Origin of the sequence: Mycobacterium sp. 1245801.1 (assembly GCF_001673055.1) — a bacterium.
GTDB lineage: Bacteria > Actinomycetota > Actinomycetes > Mycobacteriales > Mycobacteriaceae > Mycobacterium > Mycobacterium europaeum_A.
Window position 1 is genome coordinate 13705 of the sequence record NZ_LZKY01000369.1, and the last position, 14466, is coordinate 28170.

Sequence of the window (14466 nt, forward strand, 5' to 3'; positions counted from 1 at the left end):
GATCACGGCGGGTTAGCCGGGTCGCGCAAAGCACCGCTGCTGCGGCTTCGTTAGTTTGTTTACGTGCGATTGGGCGTTCTCGACGTGGGCAGCAACACGGTGCATCTGCTGGTGGTCGATGCCCACCGGGGCGGTCACCCGACGCCGATGAGTTCGACGAAAGCCACGCTGCGCCTGGCCGAGGCGACCGACAGCGCCGGCAAGATCACCAAACGCGGTGCCGAGAAGCTGATCTCGACGATCGACGAGTTCGCCAAGATCGCCGACAGTTCGGGCTGCGCGGAGCTGATGGCCTTCGCCACGTCCGCGGTCCGCGACGCCGGCAACTCCGACGACGTGCTGAGCCGGGTGCGCAAGGAGACCGGCGTGGAACTGCGGGTGCTGACCGGCGTGGACGAGTCGCGGCTGACCTTCCTGGCGGTGCGCCGGTGGTACGGGTGGAGCGCGGGCCGCATCATCAACCTCGACATCGGCGGCGGCTCGCTGGAGATGTCCAGCGGCGTGGACGAGGAGCCCGAGGTCGCCTTGTCGCTGCCGCTGGGCGCCGGGCGGCTGACCCGCGAGTGGCTGCCCGACGACCCGCCCGGCCGGCGCCGGGTGGCGATGCTGCGGGACTGGCTCGATGCCGAGCTCGCCGAGGCCAGCGTGAACATCCTCGAGGCGGGTAGTCCCGACCTGACGGTGGCGACATCGAAGACCTTTCGGTCGCTGGCACGACTCACCGGCGCGGCGCCCTCGGGCGCCGGACCGCGGGTCAAGAGGACGCTCACAGCAAACGGCCTCAGGCAACTCATATCTTTCATCTCTAGGATGACGACCGCTGACCGGGCGGAACTGGAAGGAGTGAGCGCCGAGCGGGCACCGCAGATCGTTGCGGGCGCGCTGGTGGCGGAGGCAAGCATGCGAGCGCTGTCGATCGAATCGGTGGATATTTGCCCGTGGGCATTACGGGAAGGTCTCATCTTGCGCAAACTCGACAGCGAAGCCGACGGATCGGCCCTCATGGAGCCTTCGGTGCGTAATGCTGGAGGTCAGGTAGTTGATCGGAATCAGCACCGATCGAGAGGCGACAAACCATGACCGGACCGCACTCCGAAACCGAGAACCCGGGCACTCGGCCGATCTCGGTGGCCGAATTGCTGGCCAGAAACGGAACCATCGGTGCCCCGGCGGTCACCCGGCGGCGCCGCCGCCGGCGCGGCGACAGCGACTCAGTGACCGTCGCAGAACTGACCGGCGAAATTCCGGTGGTGCGAGATGACGAAGAAGCCGACCACGGCGCCACCGACTCGATCGAGGTTGCCGAGCCGGCTCCGGCCGAACCCGCTACCCAGGACGTCGTCGCCGAGCCGGTGACCGAAGACGAACCCAAAACCCCTTACTGGTCGGAGCCCGAGCCACGCTGGCCCAAGTCACCGCCGCAGCCCAAGCGGGCGCCGGGACCCGAGCGCAGCGAATATCCACGGCCGTTGCCCGACGCCGGCCGACCCGGCTCGTCCCGCTCGTCCGTTAATGGCACCGGGCAGCCGGGGCAGGCCTCCGGGGCCGAGGGCATGAGCCCGGACCCCATGGACCACTACGCCGACGTCCCGGTGGACGTCATGGACTCCGAAGTGCGCGAGGCCGAGCCGGCGCTGGAGGACTCCGCGTACGTGCGCTCGTTCTTGCGGTCCGGAGATGCCGAGCTGGACGAGGACGCCGAGGGATCAGTGGGCGCCGGGGTGCTGGGCGAGGAGCACCTCGATGACGACGGGCACGCGGACGCGGACCTGGCTGCCCACCCGGAGCACGGCAGATTCGACACGCTGTGGCGCGGCGGCGTGGTCGTGCTGCAGTCGATGCTCGCCGTGGCGTTCGGCGGCGGGTTGTTCGTGGCCTTCGATCAGCTGTGGCGGTGGAACAGCCTGGTCGCGCTGGTGCTATCGGTGCTGGTCATCCTGGGCTTGGTGGCCGGGGTGCGGGTGGTGCGCAAGACCGAGGACATCGCCAGCACGTTGATCGCGGTCGCGGTGGGTGCGCTGATCACCCTGGGACCCTTGGCGCTGTCGTTGCAATCGGGTTAGCGGCAACCGTAAACAGTGCGCCCAGCCATCAAAGTCGGCCTTTCCACGGCTTCGGTGTACCCGTTGCGGGCCGAGGCCGCCTTCGAATACGCGGCCCGGCTCGGCTACGACGGCGTCGAGCTGATGGTGTGGGCCGAGTCGGTCAGCCAGGACGTCGCCGCCGTCGAGAAGCTGTCGCGGCGCTACCGCGTCCCGGTGCTGTCCGTGCACGCGCCGTGCCTGCTGATCTCGCAGCGGGTGTGGGGCGCCAACCCGGTGCCCAAACTGGATCGCAGCGTGCGCGCCGCCGAACAACTGGGTGCGCAGACCGTGGTCGTGCACCCGCCGTTTCGCTGGCAGCGGCGCTATGCCGAGGGTTTCTCCGAGCAGGTGGCGTCGCTGGAAGCATCCAGCGACGTGCTGGTCGCGGTGGAGAACATGTTCCCGTTCCGGGCGGACCGGTTCTTCGGGGCCGGCCAGTCGCTGGAACGGATGCGCAAACGCGGCGGCGGCCCCGGCCCGGCGATTTCGGCGTTCTCGCCCTCCTACGACCCGCTCGACGGCAACCACGCGCACTACACGCTGGATCTGTCCCACACCGCGACCGCGGGCACCGACTCGCTGGACATGGCCCAGCGGATGGGTAGCGGCCTGGTCCACCTGCACCTGTGCGACGGCAACGGCCTGCCCGCCGACGAGCACCTGGTCCCCGGGCGCGGCACCCAACCCACCGCCGAGGTGTGCCAGATGCTGGCCGGCAGCCAATTCGCCGGACACGTCATCCTGGAAGTGTCGACGTCCAGCGCGCGGTCCGCCAACGAGCGCGAGGCCATGCTCGCCGAATCGCTGCAGTTTGCCCGCACGCACCTGCTGCGCTGACCAAGCCAGGAGAACCCAGACACCATGAGTGCGCTATTCACCACCGCGATGACGTTGCGGGAGGTCGGTTCCGGCGTCTTCGAGGGCGAACTCGACAAGCGCTGGACCATCGGCCCCAAGGTGCACGGCGGCGCGATGCTGGCGCTGTGCGCCAACGCCGCCCGCACCGCCTGCGGCGGCCAGTCGGCCGGCGTCGAACCGGCTCAGCAGCCGGTCGCGGTGTCGGCGAGCTATCTGTGGGCGCCGGATCCCGGGCAGGTGCAGTTGGTGACGTCGGTACGCAAGCGGGGCCGGCGGATCAGCGTCGTCGACGTCGAGCTGAACCAGGGCGACCGCACCGCGGTGCACGCCGTGGTCAACCTCGGCGAGCCCGAGCATTATCCGGTCGACGGTGCGGCCAGGCCGCTGCTGTCGGCCCACCCGGTGGCCGACCTGATGGCGCCCGAACCGCCGGACGACATCGAGCCGATCGGCCCCGGGCATCCGCTGGCCGGCCTCGTGCACCTGGGGGAGGGGTGCGACGTGCGGCCGGTGCTGTCGACCATGCAGCCCCGCACCGACGGGCGTCCGCCGGTGATCCAGATGTGGGCGCGCCCCCGCGGGGTGGCCCCGGACGCGCTGTTTGCGCTCATGTGCGGTGATCTGTCGGCGCCGGTGACGTTCGCGGTGGACCGCACCGGCTGGGCGCCCACGATCCAGCTGACGGCGTTTCTGCGCGGCCTGCCGGCCGACGGCTGGCTGCGCATCATCGCGACCTGCACCGAGATCGGGCACGACTGGTTCGACGAGGACCACACCGTCGTCGACAGCCTGGGCCGCCTGGTGGTGCAGGCCCGCCAGCTGGCATTGGTCCCTGCCGCTCGCTAGTGCGCGGGGTCTGCGATGCTGTCCGGCATGGCAAGAATCGCGATCATCGGTGGCGGCAGCATCGGGGAGGCACTGCTGTCGGGTCTGCTGCGGGCGGGTCGGCAGGTCAAGGACCTGGTGGTGGTCGAGCGGGTTCCGGAGCGGGCCAAGTACCTGGCGGACACGTATTCGGTGCTGATCAGCTCGGTGCCCGACGCGGTCGAGAACGCGTCATTCGTCGTGGTCGCGGTCAAGCCCGCCGACGTCGAGTCGGTGATGGCCGAGATCGCCCGCGCGGCCGGCGCCGCCGAAAGCGACACCGCCGAGCAGGTGTTCGTCACCGTCGCGGCGGGGATCACCATCACCTATTTCGAGTCGAAGCTTCCCGCCGGGACGCCGGTGGTGCGGGCCATGCCCAACGCGGCGGCCCTGGTCGGCGCCGGGGTCACGGCCCTGGCCAAGGGGAGGTTCGTCACCGCGCCACAACTCGAGGGCGTCTCGGCCCTGTTCGACTCGGTCGGCGGGGTGCTGAGCGTTCCGGAGGGCCAGATGGACGCCGTCACCGCGCTGTCGGGGTCCGGCCCGGCGTATTTCTTCCTGCTGGTCGAGGCCCTGGTCGACGCCGGCGTCGCGGCGGGTCTGAGCCGCGAAGTGGCTGCCGATCTGACCGCCCAGACCATGGCCGGCTCGGCCGCGATGCTGCTGGAACGCATGGACGCCGATCGGCGGCTGGGCGAGGCCGAGGCGCCGGGGCTGCGGGTGGACGCCACCGCAACGCAGCTGCGGGCGACGGTCACGTCGCCCGGCGGCACCACCGCGGCCGCCCTGCGTGAGCTGGAACGAGGGGGCCTGCGAGCGGCGGTCGACGCGGCCGTTCAGGCCGCAAAAATGCGCTCTGAGCAGCTAAGAATTACATCAGAGTAATCCAAGTTTTTTGAACTGATTGTCCCCCACCAGTACCAGTAACCCCATTAGTCCCGCTATTCTCCTCATGTAAGCACGTGTTGGTGCCAGCGGAGGGGAAGCCGCTGGCATGCGCGTGCCTGACACGATTGGGTTGCGATGACGTCTAGTAACGGGCCATCAGCGCGAGATGCTGCAGGTAAGCCACGGGACGCCAGTTCCGTTGACAGCCAGCAGGGCAGGACGCAGTTCCTCACCGTCGCCGAGGTGGCGGCGTTGATGCGGGTCTCCAAGATGACGGTGTACCGGTTGGTGCATAACGGCGAGCTGCCTGCGGTCCGGGTAGGCCGGTCTTTCCGGGTGCACGCCAAGGCCGTCCACGACATGCTCGAGACGTCCTACTTCGACGCCGGCTGACCTGAAACGTGCCGCTCGCGGGCGGCATTCAGGCTCCGCCGTGGCGCGGCGATCGGCCGACACCGGTTTGGTGTTCGGTGCGTTCCGCCGGGTAAAGTGTCCGGGTCCAATCTTTGAAGCAGGTCACGGTCAGATAGCGGAGTTCATGGGTTCAGTAATCAAGAAGCGGCGCAAGCGTATGTCGAAGAAGAAGCACCGCAAGCTGCTGCGTCGCACCCGGGTGCAGCGCAGAAAACTCGGCAAGTAACCCCGTCCGCGGCATAGTGCCGCCATCTCGCCCGGCCGCTAGGCTGTTCGGGTGGATCCGTCGAACGGGGAGAACACCGGGCCGGGCGACACCGCCGGCAACACGGTGCATTACCCCAAAATCGTGCTGGTCACAGGTGCCTGCCGGTTCCTGGGTGGCTACCTGACGGCCCGGCTCGCGCAGAACCCGATGATCAAAGGGGTCATCGCGGTGGACGCGATAGCCCCGAGCAAGGACATGCTGCGCCGGATGGGGCGCGCCGAGTTCGTCCGCGCCGACATTCGAAATCCCTTCATAGCCAAGGTGATTCGTAACGGCGACGTCGACACGGTGGTGCACGCGGCGGCGGCGTCCTACGCGCCGCGATCCGGCGGCACGGCGGCGTTGAAAGAGATCAACGTGATGGGCGCCATGCAGCTGTTCGCGGCCTGCCAGAAGGCGCCCTCGGTGCGCCGGGTGGTGCTCAAGTCGACGTCCGAGGTGTACGGGTCGAGCGCGCACGATCCGGTGATGTTCACCGAGGACAGCACCAGCCGCCGGCCTTTCCGTGACGGTTTCGCCAAGGACAGCCTCGACATCGAGGCCTACGCGCGCGGATTGGGACGGCGCCGGCCCGATATCGCGGTGACGATCCTGCGGTTGGCCAACATGATCGGCCCGGCGATGGACACGACGCTGTCGCGTTATCTGGCCGGGCCTTTGGTGCCAACGATGTTCGGCCGCGACGCGCGATTGCAGCTGCTGCACGAGCAGGACGCGCTGGGTGCGCTGGAGCGTGCGGCGATGGCCGGCAAGGCGGGAACGTTCAACATCGGCGCCGACGGAATCATCATGCTGTCGCAGGCGATCCGGCGTGCCGGCCGGATTCCTTTGCCAGTACCGGGATTCGGCGTTTGGGTATTGGATTCCTTGCGGCGCGCAAATCATTACAACGAGATCAGTCGCGACCAATTTGATTACTTGAGTTATGGCCGCGTCATGGATACCAGCCGAATGCGCTCAGAACTCGGCTTCCAGCCGAAATGGACGACGGCAGAAGCCTTTGACGACTACGTTCGCGGCCGAAGCCTGACTCCCATTATCGACCCGCATCGGGTACGCTCCTGGGAAGGTCGCGCCATATCCCTGGCCCAGCGCTGGGGTAGCCGAAATCCAATTCCGTGGGGTGGGGTCAGGTAGGTATCGTGGCGGGTGAAACCAGAGCGAATGTCATTCCACTGCACACTAATCGGGCTCGGGTAGCGGCGCGTCGGAGAGCCGATCAACGAGCCGAGTCAACTCGCCAACACCCTTCGTTACTTTCGGATCCTAATGGCCGCGCGTCGGCCGAGCAGATCGCCGCGGTGGTTCGCGAAATCGACGAACACCGCCGCGCCGCCGGCGCCTCGTCCGCCGACGCCCCGCTGAATGATTTGGCGCAGCGCGTCGCCGCCGTTGCCGGATTCCTGCGTCAACGAATCACCGGGGACTACAGCGTCGACGAGTTCGGCTTCGATCCGCACTTCAACAGCGCGATCGTGCTGCCGGTGTTGCGGCTGTTCTTCCGGAACTGGTTCCGGGTCGAGGTGAGCGGCATCGAGAACCTGCCGGCCGACGGCGCCGCGCTGGTGGTCGCCAACCACGCCGGCGTGCTGCCGTTCGACGGGTTGATGCTGTCCGTGGCCGTGCATGACGAGCACCCGGCGCACCGCGAGCTGCGCCTGCTTGCCGCCGACATGGTGTTCGACCTGCCCATCGTGGGCGAGGCGGCCCGCAAGGCCGGCCACACCATGGCTTGCACGACGGACGCGCACCGGCTGCTCGCCGCCGGCGAGCTGACCGCCGTCTTCCCGGAGGGCTACAAGGGGCTGGGCAAGCGCTTCGAGGACCGCTACCGGCTGCAGCGGTTCGGCCGCGGCGGGTTCGTCACGGCGGCGCTGCGGACCAAGGCGCCGATCATCCCCTGCTCGATCATCGGGTCCGAGGAGATCTACCCGATGCTCACCGACGTCAAGCTGCTGGCACGACTTTTCGGGCTGCCATATTTCCCGATCACCCCGCTGTTCCCGTTGGCCGGGCCGGTCGGCCTGGTGCCGCTGCCGTCGAAATGGCACATCACGTTCGGTGAACCGATCTACACCGACGACTACGCCGCCTCCGACGCCGACGACCCGATGGTCACCTTCGAGCTGACCGACCAGGTGCGCGAGACCATCCAGCAGACGCTGTACCGGCTGCTCGCCGGGCGTCGCAACATCTTCTTCGGCTGAGCCGCGCAAAAGGAAACGCCACCGCGGAAATCCGCGATGGCGTTGACCTTTGAGAAGCCGGCTACTTGACCAGGGTGAACTGGCAGACGTTGGTGTAGCCGTCCCGGAACAGGTCCGAGCAGCCGCGCAAGTACTTCAAGTAGATGTCGTAGGTCTCCTGCCCCTTCAGGGCGATCGCCTCCTCCTTGTGCGCCTCGAGGGCGTCCGCCCAGGCCGTCAGCGTCGGAACGTAGTTCTTGCCGATGAAGTGATGGCGCTCGATCTTGAAACCCGCGTCCGTCGAGTACTTGTCGACCAGGTCGACCTGGGGCAGCTTCCCGCCCGGGTAGATCTCCTTGAGGATGAAACTGATGAATCGCAGCAGGGTCATGTTCACCTGCAACCCCAACTTCTTGCCCTCCTCGGCGTTTGGCACCACGATGCTGTGCAGCAGCATCCGGCCGTCGTCGGGCAGCAGGTCGTAGTACTTCTTGAAGAAGGTGGCGTAGCGCTCGTACCCGGCGTCACCCGCGCCGTCGGCGAAGTGCTCGAACGCCCCCAGCGACACGATGCGGTCGATCGGCACGTCACCCGGGAACTCCTCCCAGCCCTGGATCCGGACCTCTTTGCGGCGGGGGCTGTCCATCTTGTCGAACTCGGCCACACAGTGGGCGTACTGGTTCTCGCTCAGCGTCAGTCCGATGACGTTGACGTCGTACTCGGCCACCGCGTGCCGCATCGTCGAACCCCAGCCGCTGCCGATGTCCAGCAGCGTCATGCCGGGCTCGAGGTTGAGCTTGTCCAAGGCCAGCTTGCGCTTGGCGTACTGCGCCTCTTCCAGCGTCTTGGTCAGATTCTGCGGGTCAGGATTCTCGTCGAAGTAGCCACAGCTGTAGGTCATCGACGGGTCCAGCCACAGCTTGAAGAATTCGTTTGACTTGTCGTAGTGGGATCGGACCGCTTCGACCGGCGGTTTGAGTTGCGTGCTTCCCGTTTCCCCCTGAGCAGTCATTTACAACGCCCCTAACTTTCCTGCGGATATGGATGCCACTGCCGCGGCGGTAGCTTCAACGTCCTCCTGGTTTGAGGACTCTCCCAACATCGTGACGACACTCGTGACGATCGGTTTACCATCGGCGTCGGTCACTTCGCTCCGGATCTCCGCAAGCACGGTGCCGTGGGACTCAATCACCGAGTCGAGGTAAGTGTCGAAGTACAGCCTATCGTGAGCCAGGATCGGCCGGTGGAACTTGAACTTCTGGTCGCGGTGAATGACCCGGGCGATGTTGATCGGAATGCTGAACTTGGTGAAGATCTCCAGCTGCACGCGGCGCCCGGCGATCGCGAGGAACGTCAGCGGCGCCACCATGTCCGGGTACCCAGCGTTCGCGGATTCACTCTCATCGAAGTGCGCGGGGTGGTCATCCTTGATCGCCAGGGCGAACTCACGGATCTTCTCCCGGCCGACCTCGAAGTAGTCCGGCGCGCGGTAATGGCTGCCGATCAGTCCTTCGGCTTCCTTGGGGGTCGTCATGGCGCAATGCCCTCCGTAATTGTGTCTGCGCGGCGCAGCCTATCAGCGTGATTGCCGCCGAGAGGCCAGCGCGGCCAGCGCACCACCGGCTGCGCCCAGCGCCAACGCCGAGGGCACCCCGATCCGGGCCGCCTTACGGGCGGTGCGGAAGTCGCGGATCTCCCAGCCGCGCTCCCGGGCCAGGGCACGCAGTCGGGCGTCGGGATTGATGGCGACGGCCGTGCCCACCAGCGACAGCATGGGCACGTCGTTGTAGCTGTCCGAGTACGCCGTGCAGCGTTTCAGGTTGAGCCCCTCGCGAATTGCCAGCGACCGCACCGCGTGCGCCTTGCCGGTGCCGTGCAGGATGTCGCCGACCAGCCTGCCGGTGAAGACGCCGTCGACCGATTCCGCGACCGTGCCCAGCGCGCCGGTCAGGCCGAGCCGTCGCGCGATGGTCGCGGCGAGCTCGTAGGGCGTCGCGGTGATCAGCCACACCTGCTGGCCGGCGTCCAGGTGCATCTGGGTGAGCTCGCGGGTGCCGGGCCAGATCTTGTCGGCGATGATCTCGTCGTAGATCTCCTCGCCCAGGGTGACCAGTTGTTCGACCGATCGGCCCTCGATGAAGGCGAGCGCCTTGCGTCGGCCGGCGGCCACATCGTTGCTATTCTCCGTGCCGAGGATCTGAAACTTGGCCTGCGCGTAGATGAATCCGACGACGTCGCGGTAGGTGAAGTAGTTCCGCGTGGCCAGCCCGCGCCCGAAGTGCACGGCCGACGAGCCCTGCACGAGCGTGTTGTCCACGTCGAAGAAGGCGGCCGCGGTCAGGTCGATCGGCGGCTGAGGGCGATCCTCGGAGGCGGCGGCTTCCTGCATGCCCTCGATCGCGCGGGCGGCGCTGGCGTCCGCGGCCAGCGTTTCCGGGTCAACGTAACCGGTGTGGTCCGGGTTGACCGGGTCAGAGGAAGTCATCGCCAAACCTCCTAGATCGCTGTGGTGCCTGGCGACCCAGCGGGTGCCCGATCCCCAACCCTATCGGGCAGATGGCGTGCGGGCGTTGACGTGTCCGCGGGCTGAGGAACCGCGTTCGCGGCATCACGCACTTCGAATTTGTGACTGGACGGCCCAGTTCGATCTGACGCCATAGTAGACGCTTCTCTGCTAGCCGCCGCGGCCGTATTGCCGGAGTCGATGATGCATAACCGGGATCTATGCGCAATCGTGCTTCTCCTATTGCGCTACGCGCTGGCCGCCATTACTGGATTTATTGCGCGAGTATAGGAAAGCAGCTTAACGTTTCTTATTGGGATCGTACTCGGTGCCAGAGATGTCGTCCCAGAATTTCGGCGAAACGTTGGTTTTGCGATCTTCTGTCGCAACAGCGTCGACTTTGGCCTGAAACTCTTCGAAGCCTCGCCTTGCACGCGCTAATTCTTCCTCTGTTGGCGCAGTAACACCGGCTTCTTCCGGCGTCGAAAAGGTTTTTCCAGCAATCTTTTTGCTCATCTGGAACTCCCGTCATGATCGATGAGGTGGGAAACGCTGTCAGCGTTCGATTATCTCGATGATCGTCCTACCTGTCTGAGGATTTGTTTGTGAACCAGTCCGCCGGAATCCCGTCGCGAAGAACGGAATCAAGTACTTCGAAGCTTAGGACTATGATATGAGAACCTGCGGGAGCGTCAGTCTCGCCCATCCAACCTCGATCTGTAGGTTCTTGGTCCACTCTCAAGCTAACTCGTCCGGGGTAATTCACCGGGTCCGGTCTCGTCAAGGTGACTCTGGGATTCAACCCTTCTTGATACCAGCGGTAAGCGGGGCTATCTGTATACCGACCAGGCCGAGCGGTCTGGCTTATCAGAAACAAGAGATATTTTTCAGCATCTTCGAAACGCCTGAACATCCAGTATGTCTCTCGTGAACCGCGTTCCTGGGAGTCAATAAAAAAGCCATCGTCTTCGCAGACCAAGTAAAAAGAAACATCGGCGTCATCAAGGAGTGCTAATTCGTTCCGGTCGGTCATTTCGGGTGGACGGCGGCCCCAAAAGACTTGCTCGGGGGTCTCTCCGAGCTTCGGCTGACGCTGAGCCTCGCCAGGAAACCGGTTGCGACCGCGAAGGTAAACCTTCTGCCACACGTACCAGGATGTAACGATACGATGGAGGAACGCGGGAAAAGGGGTGAGGTCGAGATGGTAGTCGGTCATATAACTCCTCATGCTGTTAAGGCGGATTAAGGAAATGTCTGTCGATTAAGGCCTGAACACTGGGCCGTACACCTTTGGGTGCCAGTAGGAGGAATTGCGGTTCACCGCCCGGTTGGCCGAACCAAGGTGCCGCTCTTGAAAATTCTATTTTCCACCCGGGCGGAAGTCCGGCCGACGCGTTAACTTTGTAAGCATTATACGGTTCGTCAAGACTCGTGTGGGGAAGTGAACGGCCTTCGAACGGCGTCCCTTCAAAAGCGAGCCATCTTCCGCGTGCACTGCCGATGCGGTCTAGCCATTGGCCGTCCAACGACGCAATATCGTCAGCCGTATAAACCCGCACTGTGCCCGGAATTGCGTACGGTTTAGCGGGATCATCCATATCCGGATACCTGAGTCGCCCGTTTTCGTCTTCGAAGAGTTCGCGGTATTGCTCCTCGGAGAGCTCGCCGAATTCTTCTGCGTCAGGGAAAACGTCCCTCGCCTTACGTGGGCCGTTATGGCCGCCGTCGCCGTGGGGATGATCACCGGATGTATCACCGTCATCGCCGGGGTGGGGGTCATGTTGCCCTCCGCCGTCGCTATCGGGATGGCCGTCACCGGGCAGACGGCCGTCGCCAGGTTGATGTGGCCCTCCGCCGTCACCGGGCAGATGAGCGTCGCCAGGTTGACGTGGCCCGTTGCCGTCACCGGGTGGGTGCGGACCCCCGCCGTGCGGCTCTCCGGGATGGGCCGGGGGTTCACCACCATGCGGCACATCGCCCAAGCCGGGAGGGATTTCGGCAGGGGGACCACCACCCATCGGGACTGAAGGCGGCGTCGGCAGGTGCGGAGCCGCGGGGGCTGCGGGTGCGGATCCGGGTGGAGGACCGGCGTGCGGAGCCGGCGCAGCCGGAGGTTCACCGGGAGCCGCAGGCGCGTGGGCGGGAACGGGTTCGGGCGGTTTCGAATGGGGTAGCGGTGTGTCTCCTGGCGGCGCCCCCACCGGGGCCCTACCGCCGGGCTCGCCCGGCGTCGCCGTCGGCTTGAGCGGCTCGACGGCCGGGGGCTTTTCGACCGGTGGCGGCTTGGATTCGGTGGGGCTGTGCGGCAGCGGACCGTCGGCGGGCCCGGGCGCCGGCTTGCCCGAGGGCCCCGGTTTGCCCTGGGGCGCTGGTGCCGGCTGGCCCGATTCCGGTGGCTTGGGCGCGGGCGGGGGAGGCTTGACCTCCGGCGGCGTGACCTCCGGCGGCTTGACCTCCGGCGGTTTGAGCTCGGGCGGCTTCTTCAAACCTCTCAGCGCGTCGGCAGCGCCGTGACCGACCTTTCCCAACTTGGAGAGCGGTCCACCGGGCAAGGCGAAGGTGGCCACATCGAAGATCGATTTCCCGAGCGCTTCTGCGGGGTTCGTACCCCACTCGTCCCAGTGGGTGACGTCCTTACCCACTGCCTTCCAGGACTCGGCGACGCCGGGCCCGCCGTCGGGCCCCAATCCGACGAGTGGCAATTCCGCGGAGACCATGCCGTAGACGTCTTTGGCGTAACCCACCGGATCGCTTTGCAGCCGGCTCGGGCTGAATTTTGCAAGCTGCTCGAGGAAGTCATACCCCTCAACGCCCACGCCTTTGAGGGTCTGGGCCACCTGGTTGAGCGCCCTACCCACCGGCGTGCCGTGCAGAAAGTGGTTCCACTCCTTGTCGGCCCAGTGGGCCATATCCTTCGCGGCGGTGGCGGCCGCCGACATGGTGGCCTTGATCTGGTCGGCGAGCGTTTCGGCTTCCTGGGAAAAGTTGTCGACCACCGTTTTGATGTCGTCGGCGATTCTTTTGATCTCGTCTTCGTCTTCGTCGGTGAGAAGGTCCCAAACCTCTTTGATGCCGGTCAGCGGATCACAGATGCGCGACAACAGGTCCAGGATCGCCGCGTGCACTTTGTCGATCTTGGCCGCGTAGCTGTTGAGCTGCGCCGCGATCGTCTGGCATTGGCCCGCAACGCTGATGGCGGCACGAGAGGCGTCGGTCAACGCCTTGTTGATGGCGGTGCCTTCCGGAATCTGTTGCGCGGCAATGGCGGCCATGGTGCCGCCGCCGGCCGCGAACTCGGTCGTCATGAAGGTGGCACCCGCGGTCGTCCATGCCGCGGCGGCGGCGCGTAGTTTCGCCGAATCGCCCGTGGGCCAGATCATTCCGATATACGGCGCGACCCAACTCCAACCCGCCGGGGCGCTGCTTCCGGCGCCCACCGCCGATGGCGGATGAGACGCCGCGGTCAGCGGCGCCGTCACCGGCGGCGTCGGCAGAGTTGCGGCGTGGCCCGTCACGTCCGACATCGCCTCGGCCAGCGCATAGTTGTGCGCCGACATCCGCACCCCGTCGCCGATGCTGGCCAACCCATTGCGGGTGCCGGTCATCGCCTCGATCACCTTGGCCGCTGCACCGTCGTACGCGCGGCCCAGCGCCACACCCACCGGATCGTCACCGGCCATGCCCGCCGTGTCGGCCAACGCCGTGGTCAACGTCGAGATCACCGAACCCAAGGAGACGCCGGTGGTCAGGACCGTGGCACCGGCTCGGTCTAGGGCAGTCGGGTCACACGCCAGCGGCGCCATTTAGTCACGACCACATACCGAGATTCGTCGACATTGCGCCGGTGTAGTTGCCGTGCGCGGTCGTGGCCACCTTCTCCAGTTGGGCCAGCGCCTGGCGCATCATCGCCTCGCCGCGAACCCAGTGCTGATGCGCCTCAGCGTGCGCCGCGGCGGCTTCGCCCGTCCACACTGCATGCAAACGCGTTACGCGCGAATCGATTTCGGCGATCATGTCTTCGGCATAGCGTTGGAACGCCGCCATCCGGTGCACCGCATCGGCCAGCGCCTGCGGATCCACCCGAAACGCCTCAGCCACCGCGCACCCCGCGCTCCGCCTGGGCGGATCCGGCCTCGTTGGCCTGATACGCCCCGCCGGCCTGGCCGACCAGGTGCGCCAGCATCGACAGCCCGAGCTCAACCTCGCGGGTGCCGTTGTGCCACAGCTCCCACGCGGATCCGTACGCACTGCCGGCCACACCCTGCCAACCGCCCAGCAGCTGGCCCACCTGGTCGTCGAGCTGGGACAGCTGGGCCGAAAGCTGCTCGGCCGCACCACCGAGCGAGGCGGCGGCACCCTGCATCACGACAGGATCGACTCGCAGCGTTTCGTCGGCCATTG

At 66.1% G+C, this 14466-nt stretch carries 18 protein-coding genes; 10 read left to right on the forward strand and 8 right to left on the reverse strand.

Features of this window, described 5'->3' with window-relative positions; all coding sequences use genetic code 11:
• Positions 1-63 precede the first annotated feature (63 nt).
• From A5622_RS23305 to A5622_RS23340, 9 genes are all read left to right on the forward strand, one after another.
• Positions 64-1080: a Ppx/GppA phosphatase family protein gene (locus A5622_RS23305; protein ID WP_066859593.1), complete on the forward strand. Its 1017-nt coding sequence runs from the start codon at positions 64-66 to the stop codon at positions 1078-1080.
• Entirely contained in the window at positions 1077-2063 is a 987-nt protein-coding gene (locus A5622_RS23310; RefSeq protein WP_066881499.1) for a hypothetical protein, read from the forward strand. Before A5622_RS23305 ends, A5622_RS23310 begins: the two co-directional genes overlap by 4 nt.
• A gap of 15 nt (positions 2064-2078) precedes the next feature.
• A complete protein-coding gene (locus A5622_RS23315; RefSeq protein WP_066881501.1) occupies positions 2079-2921 on the forward strand; it encodes a sugar phosphate isomerase/epimerase in 843 nt (280 codons plus the stop codon).
• A gap of 24 nt (positions 2922-2945) precedes the next feature.
• A complete protein-coding gene (locus A5622_RS23320) occupies positions 2946-3788 on the forward strand; it encodes a thioesterase family protein (RefSeq protein ID WP_066881503.1) in 843 nt (280 codons plus the stop codon).
• Between the two features lie 27 nt (positions 3789-3815).
• The gene (gene proC, locus A5622_RS23325; RefSeq protein ID WP_197498066.1) at positions 3816-4691 is read left to right on the forward strand and encodes a pyrroline-5-carboxylate reductase; all 876 of its coding nucleotides are present in this window, start codon (positions 3816-3818) and stop codon (positions 4689-4691) included.
• A gap of 138 nt (positions 4692-4829) precedes the next feature.
• On the forward strand, positions 4830-5087 hold the full coding sequence (locus tag A5622_RS23330) for a cell division/environmental response transcriptional regulator (RefSeq protein WP_040629292.1): 258 nt from the start codon (positions 4830-4832) through the stop codon (positions 5085-5087).
• A gap of 145 nt (positions 5088-5232) precedes the next feature.
• Positions 5233-5334 (forward strand): 30S ribosomal protein bS22, encoded by a 102-nt coding sequence (locus A5622_RS28625; protein WP_003402602.1) that lies wholly within the window; start codon positions 5233-5235, stop codon positions 5332-5334.
• 51 nt (positions 5335-5385) lie between these two features.
• Positions 5386-6513, forward strand: coding sequence for an SDR family oxidoreductase (locus A5622_RS23335; protein ID WP_066859608.1), 1128 nt, complete (start codon positions 5386-5388; stop codon positions 6511-6513).
• Positions 6495-7583, forward strand: coding sequence for a lysophospholipid acyltransferase family protein (locus A5622_RS23340; protein WP_197499477.1), 1089 nt, complete (start codon positions 6495-6497; stop codon positions 7581-7583). The genes A5622_RS23335 and A5622_RS23340 overlap by 19 nt, the downstream gene beginning before the upstream one ends.
• Positions 7584-7644: 61 nt before the next feature.
• Here A5622_RS23340 and A5622_RS23345 read toward each other — a convergent pair whose 3' ends face one another.
• The 6 genes from A5622_RS23345 to A5622_RS23360 form a co-directional block, all read right to left on the reverse strand.
• Entirely contained in the window at positions 7645-8574 is a 930-nt protein-coding gene (locus A5622_RS23345) for a cyclopropane mycolic acid synthase family methyltransferase (protein WP_066859614.1), read from the reverse strand.
• Positions 8575-9096, reverse strand: a complete 522-nt coding sequence (locus tag A5622_RS23350; RefSeq protein WP_066859616.1) for a MaoC family dehydratase N-terminal domain-containing protein — start codon at positions 9094-9096, stop codon at positions 8575-8577.
• A gap of 42 nt (positions 9097-9138) precedes the next feature.
• Positions 9139-10047, reverse strand: a complete 909-nt coding sequence (locus A5622_RS23355) for an HAD family phosphatase (RefSeq protein ID WP_066881505.1) — start codon at positions 10045-10047, stop codon at positions 9139-9141.
• A gap of 318 nt (positions 10048-10365) precedes the next feature.
• A complete protein-coding gene (locus tag A5622_RS28630) occupies positions 10366-10581 on the reverse strand; it encodes a hypothetical protein (RefSeq protein ID WP_082994669.1) in 216 nt (71 codons plus the stop codon).
• A gap of 67 nt (positions 10582-10648) precedes the next feature.
• The gene (locus A5622_RS28635) at positions 10649-11281 is read right to left on the reverse strand and encodes a hypothetical protein (protein WP_082994672.1); all 633 of its coding nucleotides are present in this window, start codon (positions 11279-11281) and stop codon (positions 10649-10651) included.
• Between the two features lie 16 nt (positions 11282-11297).
• Positions 11298-13370, reverse strand: coding sequence for a glycohydrolase toxin TNT-related protein (locus A5622_RS23360; protein ID WP_232003028.1), 2073 nt, complete (start codon positions 13368-13370; stop codon positions 11298-11300).
• 268 nt (positions 13371-13638) lie between these two features.
• Between A5622_RS23360 and A5622_RS30335 the strand changes: the two genes are divergently transcribed.
• Positions 13639-13872: a hypothetical protein gene (locus A5622_RS30335; protein ID WP_232003029.1), complete on the forward strand. Its 234-nt coding sequence runs from the start codon at positions 13639-13641 to the stop codon at positions 13870-13872.
• Here the strand turns inward: A5622_RS30335 and A5622_RS23365 are convergent, their stop codons facing one another.
• Positions 13873-14163, reverse strand: coding sequence for a WXG100 family type VII secretion target (locus A5622_RS23365; protein WP_066859627.1), 291 nt, complete (start codon positions 14161-14163; stop codon positions 13873-13875).
• Positions 14156-14464 carry a WXG100 family type VII secretion target gene (locus A5622_RS23370; RefSeq protein ID WP_066881507.1) on the reverse strand — a complete coding sequence of 103 codons (309 nt, stop codon included), beginning with the start codon at positions 14462-14464 and terminating at the stop codon, positions 14156-14158. The genes A5622_RS23365 and A5622_RS23370 overlap by 8 nt, the downstream gene beginning before the upstream one ends.
• Between the last annotated feature and the right edge of the window lie 2 nt (positions 14465-14466).

Coding starts and splice junctions, on each gene's coding strand:
- A5622_RS28625 (WP_003402602.1), top strand. CDS start 5,233: ATGGGTTCAGTAATCAAGAAGCGGCGCAAGCGTATGTCGAAGAAGAAG.
- A5622_RS23360 (WP_232003028.1), bottom strand. CDS start 13,370: ATGACGACCGAGTTCGCGGCCGGCGGCGGCACCATGGCCGCCATTGCC.
- proC (WP_197498066.1), top strand. CDS start 3,816: ATGGCAAGAATCGCGATCATCGGTGGCGGCAGCATCGGGGAGGCACTG.
- A5622_RS23310 (WP_066881499.1), top strand. CDS start 1,077: ATGACCGGACCGCACTCCGAAACCGAGAACCCGGGCACTCGGCCGATC.
- A5622_RS23355 (WP_066881505.1), bottom strand. CDS start 10,047: ATGACTTCCTCTGACCCGGTCAACCCGGACCACACCGGTTACGTTGAC.
- A5622_RS23345 (WP_066859614.1), bottom strand. CDS start 8,574: ATGACTGCTCAGGGGGAAACGGGAAGCACGCAACTCAAACCGCCGGTC.
- A5622_RS28635 (WP_082994672.1), bottom strand. CDS start 11,281: ATGACCGACTACCATCTCGACCTCACCCCTTTTCCCGCGTTCCTCCAT.
- A5622_RS23330 (WP_040629292.1), top strand. CDS start 4,830: ATGACGTCTAGTAACGGGCCATCAGCGCGAGATGCTGCAGGTAAGCCA.
- A5622_RS23320 (WP_066881503.1), top strand. CDS start 2,946: ATGAGTGCGCTATTCACCACCGCGATGACGTTGCGGGAGGTCGGTTCC.
- A5622_RS28630 (WP_082994669.1), bottom strand. CDS start 10,581: ATGAGCAAAAAGATTGCTGGAAAAACCTTTTCGACGCCGGAAGAAGCC.
- A5622_RS23350 (WP_066859616.1), bottom strand. CDS start 9,096: ATGACGACCCCCAAGGAAGCCGAAGGACTGATCGGCAGCCATTACCGC.
- A5622_RS23370 (WP_066881507.1), bottom strand. CDS start 14,464: ATGGCCGACGAAACGCTGCGAGTCGATCCTGTCGTGATGCAGGGTGCC.
- A5622_RS30335 (WP_232003029.1), top strand. CDS start 13,639: ATGCTGGCCAACCCATTGCGGGTGCCGGTCATCGCCTCGATCACCTTG.